20 protein-coding genes and 1 other annotated feature are annotated in these 20,467 nt (G+C 39.4%); all 20 genes read left to right on the top strand.

The features are described 5' to 3' along the window. Nucleotides 1–60: 60 nt before the first annotated feature. On the top strand, nucleotides 61–1,899 hold the full coding sequence (locus ACP8HH_RS05340) for a penicillin-binding transpeptidase domain-containing protein (RefSeq protein ID WP_438316893.1): 1,839 nt from the start codon (nucleotides 61–63) through the stop codon (nucleotides 1,897–1,899). A 66-nt stretch (nucleotides 1,900–1,965) separates the two neighbouring features. Next, nucleotides 1,966–2,946 carry a phospho-N-acetylmuramoyl-pentapeptide-transferase gene (gene mraY, locus ACP8HH_RS05345; protein WP_438316896.1) on the top strand — a complete coding sequence of 327 codons (981 nt, stop codon included), beginning with the start codon at nucleotides 1,966–1,968 and terminating at the stop codon, nucleotides 2,944–2,946. Continuing rightward, nucleotides 2,947–4,296: a UDP-N-acetylmuramoyl-L-alanine--D-glutamate ligase gene (gene murD, locus ACP8HH_RS05350; RefSeq protein WP_438316899.1), complete on the top strand. Its 1,350-nt coding sequence runs from the start codon at nucleotides 2,947–2,949 to the stop codon at nucleotides 4,294–4,296. A gap of 34 nt (nucleotides 4,297–4,330) precedes the next feature. After that, on the top strand, nucleotides 4,331–5,425 hold the full coding sequence (ftsW, locus tag ACP8HH_RS05355; protein WP_438316901.1) for a putative lipid II flippase FtsW: 1,095 nt from the start codon (nucleotides 4,331–4,333) through the stop codon (nucleotides 5,423–5,425). Between the two features lie 15 nt (nucleotides 5,426–5,440). Continuing rightward, nucleotides 5,441–6,229 carry a cell division protein FtsQ/DivIB gene (locus tag ACP8HH_RS05360; RefSeq protein WP_438316904.1) on the top strand — a complete coding sequence of 263 codons (789 nt, stop codon included), beginning with the start codon at nucleotides 5,441–5,443 and terminating at the stop codon, nucleotides 6,227–6,229. After that, on the top strand, nucleotides 6,210–6,932 hold the full coding sequence (locus ACP8HH_RS05365) for a DUF881 domain-containing protein (RefSeq protein WP_438316908.1): 723 nt from the start codon (nucleotides 6,210–6,212) through the stop codon (nucleotides 6,930–6,932). The genes ACP8HH_RS05360 and ACP8HH_RS05365 overlap by 20 nt, the downstream gene beginning before the upstream one ends. A gap of 17 nt (nucleotides 6,933–6,949) precedes the next feature. Next, nucleotides 6,950–7,669, top strand: coding sequence for a DUF881 domain-containing protein (locus ACP8HH_RS05370; RefSeq protein WP_438316911.1), 720 nt, complete (start codon nucleotides 6,950–6,952; stop codon nucleotides 7,667–7,669). Between the two features lie 3 nt (nucleotides 7,670–7,672). Next, nucleotides 7,673–8,044 carry a small basic family protein gene (locus tag ACP8HH_RS05375; protein ID WP_438316914.1) on the top strand — a complete coding sequence of 124 codons (372 nt, stop codon included), beginning with the start codon at nucleotides 7,673–7,675 and terminating at the stop codon, nucleotides 8,042–8,044. Between the two features lie 93 nt (nucleotides 8,045–8,137). Then, on the top strand, nucleotides 8,138–9,421 hold the full coding sequence (gene ftsA / locus ACP8HH_RS05380; RefSeq protein ID WP_438316916.1) for a cell division protein FtsA: 1,284 nt from the start codon (nucleotides 8,138–8,140) through the stop codon (nucleotides 9,419–9,421). Nucleotides 9,422–9,469: 48 nt separating this feature from the next. Continuing rightward, entirely contained in the window at nucleotides 9,470–10,660 is a 1,191-nt protein-coding gene (ftsZ, locus tag ACP8HH_RS05385; RefSeq protein ID WP_438316919.1) for a cell division protein FtsZ, read from the top strand. An 895-nt stretch (nucleotides 10,661–11,555) separates the two neighbouring features. Then, nucleotides 11,556–12,410, top strand: coding sequence for a sigma-E processing peptidase SpoIIGA (locus tag ACP8HH_RS05390; RefSeq protein ID WP_438316922.1), 855 nt, complete (start codon nucleotides 11,556–11,558; stop codon nucleotides 12,408–12,410). Beyond that, nucleotides 12,400–13,110 carry an RNA polymerase sporulation sigma factor SigE gene (gene sigE, locus ACP8HH_RS05395; protein WP_438316925.1) on the top strand — a complete coding sequence of 237 codons (711 nt, stop codon included), beginning with the start codon at nucleotides 12,400–12,402 and terminating at the stop codon, nucleotides 13,108–13,110. The genes ACP8HH_RS05390 and sigE overlap by 11 nt, the downstream gene beginning before the upstream one ends. A gap of 94 nt (nucleotides 13,111–13,204) precedes the next feature. Further along, entirely contained in the window at nucleotides 13,205–13,990 is a 786-nt protein-coding gene (gene sigG, locus ACP8HH_RS05400; protein WP_438316928.1) for an RNA polymerase sporulation sigma factor SigG, read from the top strand. An 85-nt stretch (nucleotides 13,991–14,075) separates the two neighbouring features. After that, complete coding sequence (locus ACP8HH_RS05405; RefSeq protein WP_438316931.1) at nucleotides 14,076–14,321, top strand: PRC-barrel domain-containing protein; 246 nt, start codon at nucleotides 14,076–14,078, stop codon at nucleotides 14,319–14,321. A 69-nt stretch (nucleotides 14,322–14,390) separates the two neighbouring features. After that, complete coding sequence (locus tag ACP8HH_RS05410) at nucleotides 14,391–15,083, top strand: YggS family pyridoxal phosphate-dependent enzyme (protein WP_438316934.1); 693 nt, start codon at nucleotides 14,391–14,393, stop codon at nucleotides 15,081–15,083. After that, nucleotides 15,080–15,541 (top strand): cell division protein SepF, encoded by a 462-nt coding sequence (locus ACP8HH_RS05415; protein WP_438316937.1) that lies wholly within the window; start codon nucleotides 15,080–15,082, stop codon nucleotides 15,539–15,541. Before ACP8HH_RS05410 ends, ACP8HH_RS05415 begins: the two co-directional genes overlap by 4 nt. Before the next feature lie 26 nt (nucleotides 15,542–15,567). After that, a complete protein-coding gene (locus ACP8HH_RS05420) occupies nucleotides 15,568–15,855 on the top strand; it encodes a YggT family protein (protein ID WP_438316940.1) in 288 nt (95 codons plus the stop codon). A gap of 40 nt (nucleotides 15,856–15,895) precedes the next feature. Then, nucleotides 15,896–16,672 (top strand): RNA-binding protein, encoded by a 777-nt coding sequence (locus ACP8HH_RS05425; protein WP_438316943.1) that lies wholly within the window; start codon nucleotides 15,896–15,898, stop codon nucleotides 16,670–16,672. A 79-nt stretch (nucleotides 16,673–16,751) separates the two neighbouring features. Next, a complete protein-coding gene (locus ACP8HH_RS05430) occupies nucleotides 16,752–17,258 on the top strand; it encodes a DivIVA domain-containing protein (protein WP_438316946.1) in 507 nt (168 codons plus the stop codon). 71 nt (nucleotides 17,259–17,329) lie between these two features. Continuing rightward, nucleotides 17,330–17,545: a binding site (T-box leader), on the top strand. A 70-nt stretch (nucleotides 17,546–17,615) separates the two neighbouring features. Further along, entirely contained in the window at nucleotides 17,616–20,387 is a 2,772-nt protein-coding gene (gene ileS / locus ACP8HH_RS05435) for an isoleucine--tRNA ligase (RefSeq protein ID WP_438316949.1), read from the top strand. The last annotated feature ends 80 nt before the right edge of the window (nucleotides 20,388–20,467 follow it).

Here is a 20,467-nt window from a genome sequence, read left to right on the forward strand (position 1 = left end):
GAATTACAGTCTAAAAAGAGGTTAAGAGCGGTATTCGTCATTTTCCTCATCTGCCTTGGGATGTTGTTAGTGAAGTTGTTTTTCATGCAAATTATTAATCATGAACTTTTAACAGGACGAGCGGAAGCGAATTGGGACCGAGAAATTCCATTTGGCGGTATGCGCGGGGATATTGTAGATCGAAACGGTGAATTAATTGTAGGAAGCAGGCTTGCGCCGACTTTATACTTCATGCCTACTCAAAACGATGACATTCAATCTGCGGCAATTGCTTTATCTGAAATACTTGGGACGGATCCAATAGCTCTTGGGGAAAAAATGTCTCAAAAAGAGTATATGGTGAAATTAGCGCCAGAAGCTAAAAATATAACAAAAGAACAAGCCGATGAAGTTGCTAAACTACAAATTGATGGCTTGTATACGGGTGTAGATTTTGTAAGACACTATCCAAACGGTGAATTGCTTTCGAGATTACTAGGTTTTACAGGTTATGATGGAAAGGGTTTGGCTGGAATTGAATATGCATATGATGAATTTCTACTAGGAACTGGCGATAAAATCCGACTATTTACGGATGCCAAAGGGATTCCACTACCCCACGTCGATGACGGCTTTAATAAGGGTTCTCAAGGAGCGTCTATTGAACTCACGATTGATTTACGTATGCAAGAAATTGTGGAACGGGAACTCATACAGGCGATGGAGAAATTCGATGCTGACCAGGTGTTAGGCATTGTAATGGATCCAAAAACCGGTGCACTCCTATCTTTAGCTTCTTTACCTACATTTCACCCATCGAATTATCAAGACGTCGATCCGAGCATCTATAATCGGAATTTACCCGTCTGGATGACGTTTGAACCGGGTTCCACATTTAAAATCATTACACTTGCAGCCGGACTTGAGGAACAAGTAGTTGACCTTAAAAATGACCGATTCTATGATCCGGGATTTGTGAAAGTTGCAAATGCGAGGTTGCGTTGCTGGCAAAGGGCTGGACACAAAGAACAAACGTTCATGGAAGTCGTAGAAAACTCTTGTAACCCGGGTTTTGTAGAAATCGGTCAAAGACTTGGCGGGAAAAAACTTTCATCTTATCTTAAGGATTTTGGTTTTGGCCAATTAACGGATTCTGGAATTGCGGGGGAGTCGAAAGGGATTCTTTTCTCTGAGAAGGCATTCGGCCCCGTGGAACAAGCGACAACTGCATTTGGGCAAGGGATTTCAGTTACTCCAATACAACAAGTGCAAGCAGTAGCTGCAGTCATTAACGGGGGAAATTTATTCAAACCGTATATTGTCAATAAAATAACGGATGATAAAGGAGATTTATCTCGCTCATTTGAACCTGAACTAAAACGGAAAGTAATCGGTGAAGAAGCATCTGCACAAGCTCGTGAAGCTCTAGAATCGGTTGTTGCGAACGGAACGGGTCGTAATGCCTTTGTTGAGGGACTGCGTGTTGGCGGTAAAACAGGCACTGCGCAAAAAGTTGAAGAGGGTCGCTATAAAGATGGCGATTATATTGTTTCATTCATAGGTTTTGCGCCAGCAGATGACCCTGAAATCCTTGTTTATATAGCTGTTGATAATCCTAAAAACTCCGTCCAGTTTGGCGGTGTAATTGCAGCACCAATCGTTGGGCGAATAATTGAAGAAGCAGCACCACTTCTTGGGATCAGTAAGCGAGAAGGCCAACTCGAGAAAGAGTACCGTTGGGGAGATGCTTTGACGCATCGTGTGCCGGACCTTACTGGACTTACAAAAAAACAACTGGGCCATCAATTGCACACTTACCAAATTAAATGGCATGGCAATGGTGAAAAAGTGAAGCATCAGTTGCCGGCAATTGACTCTTTAATAACAGTTGACGATGTTATTCATGTGTACTCGGATTAAGATTTAAAAGCGAAATCTGAAACTGGCCTGTTGGCTTTGTTTCGGAAAATAGAAGGAGAAATAGTCATGACACTCACTACAACGCTCATTGCGATTGCCGTTGGGTTTACCCTTTCAATCGTTTCAGGATATATTATTATACCGGTTCTCAGGAGAATGAAGTTCGGGCAAAGTATTCGTGAAGAAGGTCCTAAAAACCATCAGAAAAAAGCAGGAACACCAACGATGGGTGGGCTGATCTTCACGCTTTCTATTATTATTTCCACCCTTGCCTTATCATACATATACGAAGTCCTGACGACGCAAACGATTGTCCTCCTTCTAGTTTTAATTGGATTTGGAGTAATCGGATTTTTGGACGATTTTATTATTGTTGTTAAAAAGAAAAACGATGGACTTACTTCTTTACAAAAACTGATTGGCCAAATACTTGTTGCAGTCGCAGCATTTTTCTTACTGAAATTGGGTTCATTTGATACAACGGTTGCATTGCCGTTTACGGATTTCAAAGTTGAACTCGGCATCTTTTATGTTGCATTCCTAATCTTTTGGCTCGTTGGTTTCTCAAATGCAGTTAATTTGACTGACGGGTTGGACGGATTAGTGGCAGGTACATCTTCGATTGCATTTGCTGCATTTGGTGTGTTAGCAATTAGTAATGAAACACTTGCGCAACTAGATATTGCGATGTTCGCCTTTGTTGTATCTGGGGCAATGCTCGGTTTTCTAATCTTCAATCTTAAGCCGGCACATGTGTTTATGGGGGATACTGGATCGCTTGCCCTCGGTGGTGCAATGGCTATGGTTGCTGTGTTAATGAAACAAGAACTACTCTTGCTTATTATTGGGATTGTATATGTAATCGAAACAGCATCCGTAATTTTACAAGTAATCAGTTTTAAATTAACTGGAAAGCGGATTTTTAAAATGAGTCCAATTCATCATCATTTCGAACTCTCGGGTTGGTCCGAATGGAAAATCGTCATTGTTTTTTGGGGAGTTGCGTTTATAGCAGCTATTATCCCAGTACTTCTGGAGGTGATGTAAGTGAAAGATACGACGCAGTTTTCCGGAAAAAAGATACTTGTTCTTGGTCTCGCCAAAAGTGGCTTTGCTGCTGCAAAACTACTGTCATCTCTTGGCGCTGTTGTAACAGTGAACGACTCATCACCTAGTGAAGGGAATAAGGAAGCAGCAGAGCTGAGATCTGAAGGCGTACACGTAATTTGTGGAGGTCATCCAGATGGACTTCTTGATGAAGGTTTTGAACTCGTCGTGAAAAATCCTGGAATTCCCTATACAAATTCGGTCATTAAAGAGGCAATTAAGAAAGAAATTCCAGTATGGACGGAAGTTGAAATTGCATCCAGAATTAGCGAGGCACCGATTATTGCCATTACAGGCTCAAATGGCAAAACAACTACAACGACATTGTTATACCATATGTTGAATGTTGCGAAGAAAAAGCCTCTTATTGCTGGAAATATAGGAACAGTATCTTGTGCTGTTGCGGAAAATGCAACTAAAGAAAATATAATAGTATTAGAAGCTTCTTCGTTTCAATTACTAGGAACGGATTCCTTCCGTCCGAAAATCGCGATTTGGACGAATGTGTATGATTCACATCTCGATTACCATGGGTCATCAGCGGAATACGTAAAAGCGAAAGCACATATTTTGAAAAACCAAACTTCCGAAGATTATTTTATTTATAATTCCGATCAAGCAGTTCTTCGTGAAGTTGCATTAAAATCGAATGCAATACAAATACCGTTCACCTTGAAAGGGAAACAGCAAACGGGTATATCTGCGGACAAATCGATGATCTATTGGAACGGCGAACCTTATGTAAGTCGTTCGATTATTAAACTACCTGGAGAACATAATCTTGAAAACATATTATCGGCAACGGCTGCAGCAATTCTTTCCGGTTGCGATAAAAACCCAATTGAAAGTGTACTTAGCTCTTTTACTGGAGTGAAGCACCGAATGCAATTCGTTAAAGAATCAAAAGGTCGCAAATATTATAATGATTCCAAAGCTACGAACACATTGGCAACTAAAAGTGCTCTTGCTGCATTCCAGACACCCATTGTATTGCTCGCTGGAGGTCTTGATAGAGGTCACTCGTTCGAGGAGTTAAGGCCGTTCATGGGGAACGTGAGGACGGTTATAGCGTTAGGGCAAACAAAGGAGAGATTTGCCGAGTTTGCTGCATCATGTGAAGTAGAGCAAATCATTCTATCCGAAAATATGGTGGATGCAGTAAGACAGGCTGATTTAGTGAGTGTTAAGGGTGATACTATTTTACTGTCCCCATGCTGTGCGAGTTGGGACGAATACGCTAGTTTTGAAGTTCGCGGTAATGAATTTATTGAAGCTGTTATGTCCTTGTAACAATTGAAATCATTTGATGCTATAAACTGGAAGGATGCGTAAACTGGAAGGAAAGTTGAAAATCGCATTTGTTGGTTCAGCGGCGGTGCTCTCTTTGATTGGCTTGGCTTTTGTCCATTCTGCAGGTTCGTATTGGGGAGCGGTCCGTTACGCTGACTCCTCCCCTTTCATAGTCAAGCAATTCATTTATATGGTTGTCTCGGTAGCAATTGCATTTTTTATAATAAAAAGTCCACTTACTTCCAATGTGAAAACATGGACAGTTGTTTATTGGCTCTCAATAGTACTACTTGTGGCAGTTCTTATTCCGGGAATTGGGGCCTCCCGTAACGGTTCACAAAGCTGGATTGCGTTTGGTCCATTTAGTCTTCAACCCGCAGAATTTATCAAAGTTGCATTAATTGGGAAGCTTGCGTCTACGGTTCAAATTGCCCGTGAAGGAAAAAGGCATATTCGGCTAAAACATATTGGGCTTATACTACTACCTGCTGCACTTATCATGATTCAACCTGATTTAGGGTCTACAGTAATTATGATTGTTTCAGCATTCACAGTATTGTTTATATCTGGTTATCCTCTTCGTTTTTTTGCCTTTATTGGCGTAACTGGACTTTCGGCTTTTATCGCATTAATAGCAGCGGCACCTTACCGTTTAGACCGTATTAAATCGTACATCGATCCTTGGAACGACCCTCTTGGAACTGGATTTCAAGGTATACAGTCTATATTTGCAATTGCGCCTGGTGGTTTGTTTGGTCATGGATATGGGAATAGCCGACAAAAGTACTTATATTTACCTGAGCCCCAAAACGACTTTATTTTTTCAATAATTGCCGAGGAATCTGGATTTATAGGGGCAACGTTTGTCATCGTACTTTTTGCAGTATTGCTCATATCTGCGTTTGGTATTGCCATACGAACGGAAGCCAATTTTCCATTTCTCATCGTTTCTGGAATGTCTTCTATGTTGATTTTTCAAACGTTTTTAAATATAGGAGTAGTATCAGGGTTATTGCCAGTAACAGGCGTTACCTTACCGTTCATCAGTTATGGCGGATCATCCCTAATGACAACATGGATGGCCGCGGGCGTTATTTTACACTTTGCAAGTAAACAAAAAATGAGATGAATGGAGGGTGTCTATATGGATAAAGTAATAGATATTGAAGAGCGGATACCCTCCATGCGCGAGAAAAGGCGAAGAACAACAAATAAGAAGTTTTTATTTGTAGTCCTAATATTCATTATCGCACTTCTCATTATTCTCTATTTCCAGTCGCCGCTAAGTCGAATAAATGAAGTGACGATTAGCGGTGCAAACCTTTACGAAGAAAAGTTTTATATAAATGAAAGTGGACTAATAAAGGACGAGCCTTTCTGGGGATTTAAGAAAAACTCAGTTGAAAAGGTTCTTAGTGAAATTGAAGTTGTGAAAAAGGTTGATGTAACTCGGAACTGGTTTAATAATATAGAAATAGTAATTTCGGAATGGGGAACCATTGCTTACGTTGAAGAAAAAGGCCAATATCAATTATTATTGGAAAATGGAGAATTATTTTCTACAGAAACAATCCTCCCAGAAGATGAAATTCCTGTTCTAATTGGTTTTAGTGACGTAAAAGTCCGTAAACAACTAAGTACGCAGTTAATCAAAATGGAAACAGCTGTTTATCATATGGTTTCTGAAATCATATTTTCTGGCGTGAATGAAGATATGGAAAGTATAATTGCATATATGGATGACGGGTACGAAGTACGTGCGATTATTCCGACATTTGCTGAAAGTATGGAGTTTTATCCAGACATTATTGCACAGTTAAACGATGTTGAAAAAGGCGTCATTGACATGGAAGTAGGAACGTATTTCACTCCATTTAGTAAAATGTACGGTGCAAAAGAGGAGGATGAGATCATTGTCGAAGAAGATGAGTGAAGATTACCGGAGAAGAGGGAGGCATATACTCTTTTCGCTCGTATTCCTTGTGCTGGGTTTCATGCTTGCGTTTTCTTATAATACACTTGGTAAGAACAAAGCGAATGATATTCATAAATCTACAACATTTTTCCAAGAAGAACAGTATAGAGAAGATTTAGGTCAACAAAAAGAGCGAAATAAAGAATTAACCGATGAAATCGCCGCCAAGCAGGAAGAGATTCAGTCGTATGAACAATCTTTTTCTACGAGTGAGGAAGATCACGCAGAGTTAGTGAAAGAAGCTAAAAATCTTCGCTTGCTGCTTGGTGTAGTTCCTGCGGTTGGACAAGGCATCAAAGTGGTATTAAAAGATGCTGAATACGACCCAGTTGAACAAAATCCGAATGACTATATCGTTCATGAGAGTCACATTCTTAGAGTTGTTAATGAACTAAGAATATCTGGAGCACAGGGACTTTCGATAAATGGTCAAAGGATAACAGCGAGCTCAAACATCAAATGTACAGGACCTGTCATTACAGTTGATGGTAGGACATTTCCAGCTCCTTTTGTTATAGAAGCTATTGGGGATGCAGAAGTATTGTTAGATTCTCTTTATTTAAGAGGCGGTGTTATCGATGGGCTTATTTTGGATAATATCGTTGTCACAACTGAACACTTAAAACAAATAAAATTATCAGCACTAAGAACTGAAGGATAGAAGAAAGGGATGGAAGGATGATTAATCCAATAAAGTGGAAATTCACATTTGTGCTGCTCATAATTGGATTAATGGTTGCAGTGCAATACAACACAGTTAAAAGTCCTGAAGTGCGCGACACAAGAGATATTTGGGCAATACGCAACGAACTTTCAAATGAAAAAAAGCTTCATTCCGAATTATTATCTGAAATTCGTGAGCTCGACAGTACAATTCATACATACGAATCACTCGAAGATAAAAATACAGGCAAGGCTTTAACTGAAACCGTGGACAAGCTCTATCAACAAGCCGGTATGACGGATATATCTGGTCCTGGTCTAGTGGTCAAAGTAAAACCATCAAAGGAAAGTATTGCTTATGGTATACCAATATCGGGTATTTCACCAGATCTTCTTACACGTTTTGTAAATGATTTGAACCGGTTTAAAGGGAACTCTTTAGAAGTGGATGGTAAACGATTTACAACACTAAGTTCGATTAGAGATATTAACGGTATTACAGCAGTTAATGGACTAAATGTTTCAAACCCACCTTTTGAAATGAAAATCATTACGCAGTCCTTTTCGGACGGGGAGAAATTATATAATTATTTGCTTGCATCATCGATTCATGATGACTTCTATTTGGATAATCTAATTCTTGATATTGGAAAACCGGACAAGAATATAACGATTCGTGGATGGCACGAAAAGTTTGAAAATCTTTTTTTAAATGAATTACCGAAAGGAGAATAAGATATGTGGCTGCCCTTATTAGGTCTTGTACTAGGGATATCGCTTGGTCTTTTAACAGATATTGAAATCCCGCAAGAGTACGGCAACTATCTTTCGATTGCCGTTCTTGCAGCACTCGATACTCTATTTGGGGGCATACGGGCACATCTTCAACAGGTATACGATGATAAAGTATTCGTTTCTGGATTCTTTTTTAATATCGTACTTGCCGCGAGTCTCGCTTTCCTAGGTGTACATTTAGGTGTTGACCTGTACCTAGCGGCCGTGTTCGCATTTGGTGTGAGATTGTTCCAAAACATTGCCGTAATTAGGAGAATTCTTTTAACAAAATGGGATGACCGAGAAAAGAAATCGAGTACAAAAGTTTCCGAATGAAAGGGTTTGAACATTAGATGTCGAAGTTCTTTAGACAATACTTCAATAATGCAATAGAATGTAATATAAGAGTTGTTAGGGAGGTGCCAGTCGTTGAGCCAATCAGAATTATACGTATCGCTTGATATAGGTTCTTCGTCAATCAAAGTTTTGGTTGGGGAAGTAGATGGAGGATCTCTGCATGTTGTGGGGGTTGGAAATGTTCAATCGGCAGGTATTCGCAAAGGTACAATTATCGATATCGATGCAACTGTTCAATCCATCAAAAAGGCGGTCGAACAGGCCGAAAGAATGATCGGTATGAAAATTAATGAAGTTGTACTTGGTATACCTGCGAATGGAGTGCAGCTACAAGATGTAAAAGGTGTAGTTGCTGTAAATAGTGAAAATCGAGAAATTACCGATGACGATCTTGACCGTGTTATGAAGTCTGCTCAAGTGATGTCTGTTCCACCAGATAGAGAAATCGTTAATATTATTCCAAAACAATTTATTGTTGATGATTACGGCGAAATAACAGATCCGCGTGGAATGATTGGTGTCCGTTTGGAAATGGATGGAACACTGATCACTACTTCAAAAACACTTGTCCACAATATATTACGCTGTGTTGAACGTGCAGGTCTTACCATTCGTGAAATATACTTGCAACCACTTGCAGCAGGTACATTTGCCCTTACGGAAGACGAAAAAGACCATGGTACAGCATATATTGATATAGGTGGAGGTTCTACCACGGTCTCAGTGTTTGGAGAAAACAGACTCATGTCGACATCTGTTATACCAGTTGGTGGTGACCATATAACAAAAGATTTATCAATTATATTAAAAACACCGACAGAACAAGCACGAAAAATTAAACATCAATACGGACATGCTTTTTATGACGATGCGTCAGACGACGAACTATTTGAAGTACCGGTAATCGGTGCAGATTCAAAAGATCAATATAGCCAGCGATACATATCGGAAATTATCGGAGTTCGACTAGAAGAACTTTTCGATCTCATTCTAGAAGAACTATTCCAAATGGGCGTACGTGATTTGCCAGGAGGTGTAGTATTAACTGGTGGAATTACCAAAATGGACGGTATTCTCCAGTTGGCTAGACATGTAATGAAAACAAGAGTACGTGTACATACACCTGAGTATATTGGTGTAAGAGAACCAATGTACACAACTTCAGTTGGATTAATACGTTATGCTCATATGCAGGAAGAATACTTTGGTAAATTATCCGATGCTTCTCCTGTCTTGGCGATTGAAGGAACTGAATACAACACAAGTAATAAGAAAAAAGCGTTCGAAAAAAATTCAGTTAAAAAACCAGGTATCTTTAGTAAAGCAAAAAATGTGTTCGATAACTTTTTTGAATGATTAATTAAAATCATAGAGATGTTTTAAGAATGACTAGGAGGAGAGACAATGCTAGAATTTGATACGAATATTGATCAGCTTGCAATCATTAAAGTCATTGGTGTTGGCGGTGGAGGAAATAATGCTGTTAACCGAATGATTGAACATGGTGTGAAGGGTGTAGAGTTTATTGCCGTGAATACGGATGCTCAAGCACTCAATCTTTCAAGTGCAGATGTGAAACTACAAATAGGTAACAAGTTAACTAGAGGACTAGGTGCTGGAGCGAACCCTGAAGTAGGGAAAAAAGCTGCGGACGAAAGTAAAGAACAAATTGAGGAAGCATTACGTGGTGCCGATATGGTATTTGTTACTGCAGGAATGGGTGGAGGTACTGGAACGGGTGCCGCACCGGTTATTGCACAAATCGCAAGAGATTTAGGAGCACTGACGGTTGGTGTTGTAACACGTCCATTCACTTTTGAAGGACGAAAACGTCAAACGCAGGCAATCGGTGGAATTACAGCGATGAAGGATTCAATAGATACACTCATCGTTATTCCGAATGATAAATTACTTGAAATTGTTGATAAAAATACGCCTATGCTTGAAGCGTTCCGTGAAGCGGACAATGTACTTCGACAAGGTGTTCAAGGTATCTCCGATTTAATCGCAGTTCCTGGGCTTATCAATCTCGATTTCGCGGATGTTAAAACGATTATGTCAAATAAAGGATCTGCACTGATGGGGATTGGTATTTCTACAGGAGAAAACCGAGCTTCAGAAGCTGCGAAAAAAGCTATTTCAAGTCCTTTACTGGAGACATCAATTGACGGAGCAAAAGGTGTGTTAATGAATATTACAGGTGGTTCGAACTTAAGTCTTTTCGAAGTTCAAGAAGCTGCCGATATTGTAGCCTCTGCTTCAGATGAAGATGTGAACATGATTTTTGGATCTGTTATTAATGATAATTTGAAGGACGAAATCATTGTTACTGTTATTGCAACAGGATTCAATGAAGTTCAGCTTATCCCGGCACGTCCTACACGCAGTTCAGGGTTTGGAGCAAGTCAATCCGCGCGTCCTGCTGTTCGTGAGCCACAGCAACAACAAAGCCAGTCAAGAAATCAGCGTGCTGAAGAATCTCGTCAGTATCAGGAGCAACCCGAGCATGAGACGAATCGTCCTCAGCAAGGTGGACAACCTGAAGATGCTCTTGATGTACCAACGTTCTTACGTAATAGACAACGTCGTAAATAATAGTGGTTATCCACAATATATAAGCAATTAGAGACTTTCCGATTATGCATAATGCATATTTGGAAAGTCTTTTTTTGGGTTGTGGAATAAATGCTGAAGAAAGGATTCTACTATTCCAGTTGCTTTCCGTTCCAGGCGGACGCGTTCCACGGGGCGGGCGTTGAGCCTCCTCGCTCGCTGTCGCTCCACTGCGGGGTCTCAACTGTCCCGCTTGATCCCGCTGGAGTCGCCGCCTTGCACTCCAAGCAACTAAGATTGCACATTGAAAATAGAAAAAATATATAGATATTTCCCGGAATTGGGATTACACTGCTTCAGGGAATTTTTTGTTCACTTTATTTATTGAACGGTTTTAACTTAAATTATAATACTGGAGGTTCCTGTATCCATAAAAAATTCTCAAATGTCTTGAAATCCTTATTTAACTCAGCTTTTAAAAGGTCTTGATAGAGCTCATGGTTCGCCTTTAACACGGGGCTTGTACACAAACATTTCATCTACATTACTGGTCTCTATACATTGGCCGAATAGTGGGAGTATTTATATTGATTTTATGTTTCCCATACACTTTAGCTGATTGGAGTGCAGACCGACGACTCCAATGGGATCAGCGCGAATGTCGAGACCCCACAGGAGCGTGCTTTTCGCGACGAGGAGGCTCGACGAGTGGCCCTAAGAAGAATGGTTTTTATTCTTCGCTAATGGAAAGCGTCCGGTCGGAACGGAAATCGGCGAGTAGCAGAAAGATTCTTTAGTTTAGTATATATTTTTGACAGAAGGAGCGTAATTGATTAGAGGCTGCCAAAATAAGTCGAATGATTTATTTGTTTTCATCCCCAAACCGACAAACATTTTAGGACATGGATGATATTGTTACTAATAGGGAGGGCGGCCTATGTATGGTGAAGTAATCGTCGGAGTGAATATGCTCTTCAATTTTGTAATTCTTTCATTTGCGAACAAAGTTGGAAATGCAGGTGCTACACATAGGCGTTTACTTCTTGCTTCTTTCGTTGGCGCTTTACCAGTTACATTATTTCCTGCATCTTTCATTGTGGTCATTGGAGCTTTTTTGGGCATGACTGTTTGTGCATTTGGAAGAGCATATGAGTCATGGAAAAAATCTGCAGTTGTCGTTTTAGTTGGTGCTTTGTTTGCTGGAGGAATGTTGACTGCTTTTCAATACCGAATCCATGAAATATTAGGTTCGTATACTGTTCTTACGTACGCAGTAGTTGCTTATGTGTCCCTATATTTATTTAAAAAGAATTGGCTTGATGTACGAACGGTTCGGCGTCTTTCTGAACTATCGGCGAAAACAAATCTTCAAATGTGGGGGGAGAATATTCGACTGGATATTTTTGTCGATACAGGAAATAGTTGTACTGAGCCATTATCAGGTGCACCCGTCCATTTTGTGTCGTTAAAAGCAATCGAAAATAGTATTCCCGATGAGTTAAAAGGGCCTTTGTTGTTATGGAATCCTAGTGAGTCGACATCGCTTTCTGAATTCCCAGGTGAATATCAAAAGGATATGAGGCTGGTTAGACTTCAAACGGTAGAAGGTCCATCTTGGGCAATCGGATTTAAATTCGAAAAATGGTTGGTTGAGGGAGATAACGCTCTACGTCCAGGATACATTGTCCTTACAAAAAGCAGTCATCAATATCCGGCCGGTGCCGATGCGATTTTACACGTATCCGCCATGGAAACTTTAAATCTTGAAAGGGGAGCTGTTCATGCTGCATGAGTTAAAAAAATGGGTATCGGTGATTGCCACGTTTTTTAAAAAGAAAAATGGTGTGTATTATATTGGAGGACATGAATCACTTCCAAAACCGCTAACACGAGAAGAGGAAGCAATTACGATTCGTGCTTTTATGGAAGGAGATATGAGTGCGAGAGATACACTCATTGAAAAGAATTTAAGACTTGTTGTATATATTGCCCGTCGATTCGATAATACAAATACGCATATTGAAGATCTTATTAGTATCGGTGCAATCGGACTTATAAAAGCAATTGAAACATTTAAAGTCGATAAAAACATTAAACTTGCAACGTATGCATCACGTTGTATTGAAAATGAAATTCTTATGCATTTAAGAAAAACAAATCGGCTTCGATCTGAAATTTCTTTTGACGAACCACTGAACTCTGATTCTGACGGTAATGAATTATTGCTTTCTGATATTTTAGGAACAGATGAGCATATTATTATTGATGATGTTGAAAAGAAAATAGAACGACAGCATATGATTGAAGCGATTAGTATTTTGGACGAACGTGAACGTTATATAATGGAATGTCGCTTTGGTCTTACTGGAAAGATCGAAATGACACAAAAAGAAGTTGCCGAATTGCTTGGGATTTCTCAATCTTATATTTCTCGTCTTGAAAAGAAAATAATTACAGATCTCCGTGAAAGACTCAATCATCCAATTGCATAATGGTTGAAATTGGCGATTGATTTCCCCGCATATTCTGTTAGTCACCGGACAGACTATATTGTACAGTCATCTACAGAATACGGAGGAAGAGCGAATGGTACGTACAAAAGTTGAAATATGTGGGGTCAATACGTCCGAATTGCCTTTATTCACGAATGAAGTGATGAAAGAGACCTTTATTAGGTTGCAAAGTGGAGATCACTCCGCTAGGGAAGAATTAGTTGTTGCTAACTTACGTCTCGTTTTAAGTCTTGTTCAACGATTTGCATATCGCGGTGAACAGGCGGATGATTTGTTTCAAGTTGGATGTATAGGGCTATTAAAATCAATAGATAACTTCGATTTGAAACATAATGTTAGGTTCTCAACCTACGCAGTTCCTATGATTATTGGAGAAATAAAACGTCATCTTCGCGATCACCATGCAGTGCGTGTATCGAGATCTTTACGCGATATTGCTTATAAAGCGATGCGGGCAAAGGAACAATTTATCAACGATAATTTAAGAGAACCCAGACTTTCAGATTTAGCAGAAGCAACGGGATTAAAAGAAGATGATATTCTATTTGCTCTTGATGCAATACAAGATCCGATGTCGCTTCATGAACCAATTAATGGTGGCGATGGGGATCCAGTATTTATGATGGATCAATTGCATGATAAAACAGTCTCAGAGGAAACGTGGTCCACATATGTCGCCGTTAAAGATACCGTCTCAACATTAAATGACAGACAGCAAACGATACTTTCGAAACGTTATTATTTAGGAGAAACACAAACTGAAATTGCAAAAGAATTAGGAATTTCACAAGCACAAATTTCGAGATTGGAAAAAAACGCCGTTCAAATAATACGTGATGGCATAGCCCAAAATGATTGAAAAAGGAAACGCAGTGCAGATAATGCATTGCGTTTTTTTCTTTTTTCATCCTTCGTAGCATATGCTTATATAAAGGAGGGATTCCATGAAATTTTCGGAAATCCAAAAAAAAGAAGTGATTGATGCAACTAAGGGTACTTTCCTTGGTTACGTTCAGGACGCGACAATCGATATTGTTAACGGAAAGGTAGAAGCTTTGCATATTGGCGAAGGAGATCGAAATATATTTTTTGACTCAAAGGAAAAAGACACTCGTAAAGTTAGGCTACAAGATATTACAACAATAGGGAAAGATATCGTATTAGTCGGCAGAAAAGACGGGAAAAAATGACTTATCATTGATATGTAGGTCTTGGCTTGTTACAATGAAGAGAACAATTGATGAAAAGTAGTGATTAGAATGAGTAATTTAACGGAACGTATACAAAAAATCGAAAATGAAATACAACGAGCTTGTGAAAATTCCGGCAGAAGTCGTAAAGACGTAGAAGTTGTTGCAGTAACGAAGAGCGTTTCGACTGTAAGGGCGAACGAAGTAAAAGAAGCTGGAATTATCCAACTTGCTGAAAACCGTGCAGAGGAGCTTCTCGTTAAACAAGAAGCGATCTCTGAAGGTGTGGAATGGCATTTTATCGGTAATTTACAAAGTCGTAAGGTTCGTGATATTATCAATGAAATCGACTTTTTACATTCACTCGATCGGATTAGTATTGCGAAAGAAATTCAGAAGCGTGCAAAAAAAGAAATTAATTGTTTCATTCAAGTGAACGTATCTGGAGAGAGTTCTAAGTCCGGTATTACACCGGAGGAACTGGACACTTTTGTTTCGGATTTAAAGTCATATGATAAAATTAAGGTAATCGGATTAATGACAATGGCCCCGAATATCGAAGACCAAGAAGTATTACGGACTGTTTTTAAAGATATGAAAATTTTACGGGATCGTTTAATGGCACAACAACTAACTCATGCACCTTGTACAGAATTATCAATGGGAATGTCTAATGATTTTGTAATTGCAGTCGAAGAAGGGGCAACCTATGTAAGAATAGGTACTGCACTCGTCGGGGCAGAAAGCGAGGGATACGAATGAGCTTAAAAAACAAACTTCAAAACTTCTTCTACTTGGACGATGAGGAAAGGGAAGTTGAAACACCAAAAGCGTCTACACGTCAACATGAAGAACAGACACCTATGAGGGAACAGCCCAAAAAGGTTAATTCAAGAAGGCAAACACCTTCCAGAGAATCATCCCAACCAGCAACGGTTGTAAGTCTTCAAAGTGCTCAGAAGTCATCTAAAGTAATTCTAGTCGAACCACGAGTTTATGCTGAAGCACAAGATATTTCAGAGCATCTAAAAAGTAAAAGAGCAGTTGTCGTGAATTTGCAACGAATTGATCGTGAACAAGGAGTTCGAATTGTCGATTTCCTTAGCGGTACAGTTTATGCAATAGGCGGAGATATTCAAAGAATTGGAACGGATATTTTTCTTTGTGTGCCTGAAAATGTGGAAGTTGCAGGGGCAATATCCGACTACTTTGAACAATAGAAACTAAATGAGGTGTACAATAAATAATGATCCCAATACTATTTGCAATTAGAAACTTTGTAGAACAGGCAATATCGATTTATAGTCTTTTGCTCATCGCATATATACTAATGTCTTGGGTTCCTTCAATGCGTGAAACAGGTTTCGGTAAATTTTTAGGTAAAATCGTCGAACCGTATCTTTCTTTTTTCCGGAAGTTTATCCCGCCACTTGGGATGATTGATATTTCACCAATCGTAGCAATATTTGCTTTACGATTCATATCAGCTGGAGTTAGAAATGTATTCAATATGATTATTAATTTTATTTCATAAGTCCCGTTACTTAAGGGATTAACATAAGGGGTAGGAAAACGTGGAAACAATTCTACAGCATTTCAGGAAAGATGAACAGCCATTTATAGAGACTGCAATCGGTTGGATACGTGAAGTAGAGGATACCTACTCCCCGAAGTTAACTGGTTTTTTAGATCCAAGACAGCGTTTTATAGTTGAATCGCTTGTTACGGGTAATGGGCTATTATTCGAAACAAATGGTGAGTTTCCTGAAGCTGAACGTGTGAGAGTGCTTATATATCCTGATTACTATGTTCCTGAACGTAGCGATTATAATATAACCGTATTTAAAGTGAAGTATGCATCGAAATTTTTACAACTGGGTCATAAAGATGTATTAGGTTCGATGATGTCTCTTGGAATTGATCGAACAAAGTTTGGTGATATTCGAATTGCTGAAGACGAGGTACAATTTGCAGTAGCAGATGAGCTGAAGGATTATATGACAGCGAACTTTACGTCAATTGGCAAAGCAAAAGTTACAGTTGATGAACTTACAAAATCAGATGAATTAATTCTTTCCTTGGATACTTGGGAAGAAACTTACTACGTCAGTAGTTCAATGCGGCTTGATACGATTGTTTCCGTTGTACTTAACATCTCAAGGCAAAAGGCGGCAGCATTAATTCACGGTGATAAAGTGAAATTGAACTGGGTCGTTCGCAATCAACCCGGTTTTGAATTGTTTGAATTTGATATGTTGTCAATTCGAGGTTTCGGCCGTTATAAAATCATTGCGATAGAAGGCATAACACGAAAAGAAAATATACGACTCATTATTGGTAAGTTGGTATGATTTTTCTGATAATTGCTGTTATTGATGGCATCTACATGTATAATGAAGGTTGAATATGTAAAAGAGGGAGATGCATCAGATGGCTTTGTCACCAATCGATATACATAATAAAGAATTTGGCCGTTCAATGTTCCGTGGCTATAACGAAGATGATGTAAATGAATTTCTAGAGCAAGTGCTTAAAGATTATGAAAATGTGCTTGAGGAAAATAAACAGCTGAAAGAAAGTTTAGGACTAACCAAGGAACAAATTGTACATTTCAATTCAATTGAAGCGACATTACACAGTTCGATTCTTATTGCGCAGGAAGCTGCAGAAGATGTACGTCGCAATTCGATGAAAGAGTCTGAGCTTATTGTGAAGGAAGCGGAAAAGAATGCTGATCGCATTGTAAATGAAGCTCTTTCTCGTGCTCGCGAAATTTCTGTTGAAGTTGACGATCTGAAAAAGCAGTCGAAAGTTTTTAGAAGCCGTTTTAAAATGCTGATAGAGGCACAGCTTGATTTAATACAGGCGGATGATTGGGACCGTTTAATAGAAACAGAAGTTGGAACAGAGCAAATTGAGTTTTCAAAAAGAGTTTAAATTGGAACAAAATGATTATACTGAACTTGACTATACTTTTGTAAGCAATTATAATAAATTTCATATATTTACATGAAGCATTGATGGAGACAGTACTTTCTTTTGTAAGTAAAGCGAGCCGGAGACAGTGAAAGCCCGGTCAATACAATCGAAGTGAAAATCACTCTTGAGCTTAGACGTACATTTTATGTAAGTCTCGGGAACACCCCGTTATCGTGTCTGAGTGGCAGCATGATTTCATGTTGCAAGTTAGGGTGGTAACGCGGGTATAATACCTCGTCCCTTTTTTAAAGGGGCGGGGTATTTTTGTATGGATTCAATTAACTTTTTGAATAACTATTATTAGGAGGAATACTAATGGATTATAAAGACACATTACTTATGCCGAAAACGGATTTCCCGATGCGTGGAAATTTACCGAATAGAGAACCTGAAATGCAAGCGAAATGGGAAGAGATGGAGATTTATAAAAAAGTACAAGAACGTACTGCAGAACGTCCATTCTTTGTTTTACATGATGGTCCGCCATATGCCAACGGAGATCTTCATATGGGCCATGCGCTCAATAAAGTACTGAAAGATATGATCGTTCGACACAAATCGATGACGGGTTTTCATTCTCCGTATGTTCCGGGTTGGGATACTCACGGTTTGCCAATCGAACAAGCCCTTGTAAACAAAGGCGTAAAAAGAAAAGATTATTCGATTGCTGAATTCCGTAAAATGTGTGAAGAATATGCGCTTGGTCAAATTGATAGCCAAAGATCACAGTTTAAACGGATTGGTGTTCGCGGCGATTGGGATAATCCTTATATTACGCTGAAGCCATCTTTTGAAGCGCGTCAAATTCAAGTTTTTGGTGAAATGGCTAAAAAAGGATACATCTATAAAGGGTTACGACCTGTTTATTGGTCGCCATCAAGTGAATCTGCACTGGCAGAAGCTGAAATTGAATATCAAGATAAAAAATCTCCTTCTATTTATGTCAGTTTCCCTGTAAAAGACGGTCTTGGTGTGCTTGAAGAGGATGTTAATTTCTTAATTTGGACAACGACACCTTGGACAATTCCAGCGAACTTAGGAATTTCAGTACATCCTGAATTTACGTACGTAATTGTTAAGGCTCAGGAAGAGAAATTTTTAATTGCAAAAGATCTTCTTACATTTGTTGCTGAAGAAATTGGTTGGGAAGACTATACGGTTGAACGCGAACTGCAAGGATCAGAACTGGACCGTGTAGTTGCTAAGCACCCACTCTATGATCGTGATTCACTTGTAATGCTAGGGGAACATGTATCAGCAGATGCTGGAACAGGTTGCGTTCATACTGCACCAGGTCACGGTGAAGACGATTTCTACGTTTCAAAAGCGTATGGCATTGATGCACTTTCACCTATAGATAATCGTGGTGTTATGACGGATGAAGCACCTGGATTTGAAGGTTTATTTTATGAAGATGCGAATAAAGCAGTAACTGAAGCACTTGATAAAGTAGGTTCTTTGAAGAAGTTATCATTCATCACACACTCGTATCCACATGACTGGCGTACGAAAAAACCGGTAATTTACCGTGCAACTGCACAGTGGTTTGCTTCAATTGAAAGTTTCCGTCCTGAATTGCTTCAGGCGATTAAGGATACAAAGTTTACACCTTCATGGGGTGAAACACGTCTTTACAATATGGTCCGTGACCGCGGAGACTGGTGTATCTCACGTCAACGTGTGTGGGGAGTTCCGATTCCTGTATTTTACGGAGAAGATGAAGAACCAATTATTACGGATGAGACCATTGCGAACGTTGCAGAAATCTTCCGTGAACACGGCTCTAATGTTTGGTTTGAACGGGATGCGAAAGATTTACTTCCAGAAGGATTTACACATCCAAGCAGCCCGAACGGTTTATTTACGAAAGAAACGGATATTATGGATGTATGGTTTGACTCAGGTTCTACACATCAAGGTGTGCTCGACGAGCGTGATGATCTTGTCTATCCAGCGGATCTTTACTTGGAAGGATCTGACCAGTACCGTGGTTGGTTTAACTCATCATTAACGACGAGTGTTGCAATAAACGGGCATGCACCTTATAAGGGGATTTTAAGCCACGGCTTTACTCTTGATGGAAATGGACGCAAAATGAGTAAGTCGCTTGGAAACGTTATAATTCCCGCGAAAGTTATGAACCAAATGGGTGCGGACATTCTTCGTTTATGGGTTTCTTCAGTAGATTATACTGCGGATGTTCGTGTGTCGGATTCAAACTTTAAACAAGTTTCAGAAGTATACCGAAAAATCCGGAACACATTCCGTTTCATTCACGGGAATACGTCCGATTTCAATCCAGCTACAAATCGGGTTCAATTTGAAGATTTGCGACCAGTAGATCAATATGTCTATGTAAAACTTCAAGATTTGATTAAAGAAGTTCGCGAAGCATATGAAAATTATGAATTTGCTAGTGTTTATCATGCAACAAACAACTTCTGTACTGGTGTTTTAAGTTCGTTCTATTTAGATATTGCGAAAGACGTTGTTTACATTGAAAACAAAGACCATCCACATCGTCGTGCAATGCAAACGGTTATGCATGATACTCTAATGGCTCTTGTACAATTGTTGACGCCGATTCTACCACATACAGCTGATGAAATGTGGGCTCATTTTGAGCATGTTGAAGAAGAGAGTGTTCAACTGACGGATATGCCGGAAGCTCAAGATTTGGGAGCTGAAGCAGAAAAACTTCGTGAGCAGTTCGGAACACTAATGTTAATTCGTGATGATGTTCTAAAAGCGTTGGAAGTCGCTCGAACTGAAAAGATTATTGGTAAATCACTTGAAGCGAAAGTGACGATATATGTCCCTGAAGCATATACAGATGTATTCAAAGTTAAGGATATTGATTTTGCACAGTTCTTTATCGTGTCTGAGTTTACAGAAGGCAACATCGCAGATGCTCCAGAACAAGCATTGAAACTGGATACAGTAAGCGTCCTTGTAGAAGCTGCAAACGGCGAGAAGTGTGATCGTTGCTGGACAATTTCTGAAACAGTAGGTTCAGATGAACTACATCCAGAGATTTGTGAAAGATGTGCGACGGTTGTAAAAGAACATTATACTTTGACGGAATAACTCGTCTAACATGAAGTGGCGGCGGCAGTCTGGTCTTAAGGATTGCTTACGTCGCTTTTTTTATTATTTATGAGGTTCAT

This window comes from Sporosarcina sp. FA9, assembly GCF_051550205.1.
GTDB lineage: Bacteria > Bacillota > Bacilli > Bacillales_A > Planococcaceae > Sporosarcina.

Bases quoted from the DNA above. Each gene is read 5' to 3' on its own strand.
- ACP8HH_RS05340 (WP_438316893.1), top strand. From the start codon at position 61: ATGTTGTTAGTGAAGTTGTTTTTCATGCAAATTATTAATCATGAACTT.
- mraY (WP_438316896.1), top strand. From the start codon at position 1,966: ATGACACTCACTACAACGCTCATTGCGATTGCCGTTGGGTTTACCCTT.
- ftsW (WP_438316901.1), top strand. From the start codon at position 4,331: ATGCGTAAACTGGAAGGAAAGTTGAAAATCGCATTTGTTGGTTCAGCG.
- ACP8HH_RS05360 (WP_438316904.1), top strand. From the start codon at position 5,441: ATGGATAAAGTAATAGATATTGAAGAGCGGATACCCTCCATGCGCGAG.
- ACP8HH_RS05370 (WP_438316911.1), top strand. From the start codon at position 6,950: ATGATTAATCCAATAAAGTGGAAATTCACATTTGTGCTGCTCATAATT.
- ACP8HH_RS05375 (WP_438316914.1), top strand. From the start codon at position 7,673: ATGTGGCTGCCCTTATTAGGTCTTGTACTAGGGATATCGCTTGGTCTT.
- ftsZ (WP_438316919.1), top strand. From the start codon at position 9,470: ATGCTAGAATTTGATACGAATATTGATCAGCTTGCAATCATTAAAGTC.
- ACP8HH_RS05390 (WP_438316922.1), top strand. From the start codon at position 11,556: ATGTATGGTGAAGTAATCGTCGGAGTGAATATGCTCTTCAATTTTGTA.
- sigE (WP_438316925.1), top strand. From the start codon at position 12,400: ATGCTGCATGAGTTAAAAAAATGGGTATCGGTGATTGCCACGTTTTTT.
- sigG (WP_438316928.1), top strand. From the start codon at position 13,205: ATGGTACGTACAAAAGTTGAAATATGTGGGGTCAATACGTCCGAATTG.
- ACP8HH_RS05405 (WP_438316931.1), top strand. From the start codon at position 14,076: ATGAAATTTTCGGAAATCCAAAAAAAAGAAGTGATTGATGCAACTAAG.
- ACP8HH_RS05410 (WP_438316934.1), top strand. From the start codon at position 14,391: ATGAGTAATTTAACGGAACGTATACAAAAAATCGAAAATGAAATACAA.
- ACP8HH_RS05415 (WP_438316937.1), top strand. From the start codon at position 15,080: ATGAGCTTAAAAAACAAACTTCAAAACTTCTTCTACTTGGACGATGAG.
- ACP8HH_RS05420 (WP_438316940.1), top strand. From the start codon at position 15,568: ATGATCCCAATACTATTTGCAATTAGAAACTTTGTAGAACAGGCAATA.
- ACP8HH_RS05430 (WP_438316946.1), top strand. From the start codon at position 16,752: ATGGCTTTGTCACCAATCGATATACATAATAAAGAATTTGGCCGTTCA.
- ileS (WP_438316949.1), top strand. From the start codon at position 17,616: ATGGATTATAAAGACACATTACTTATGCCGAAAACGGATTTCCCGATG.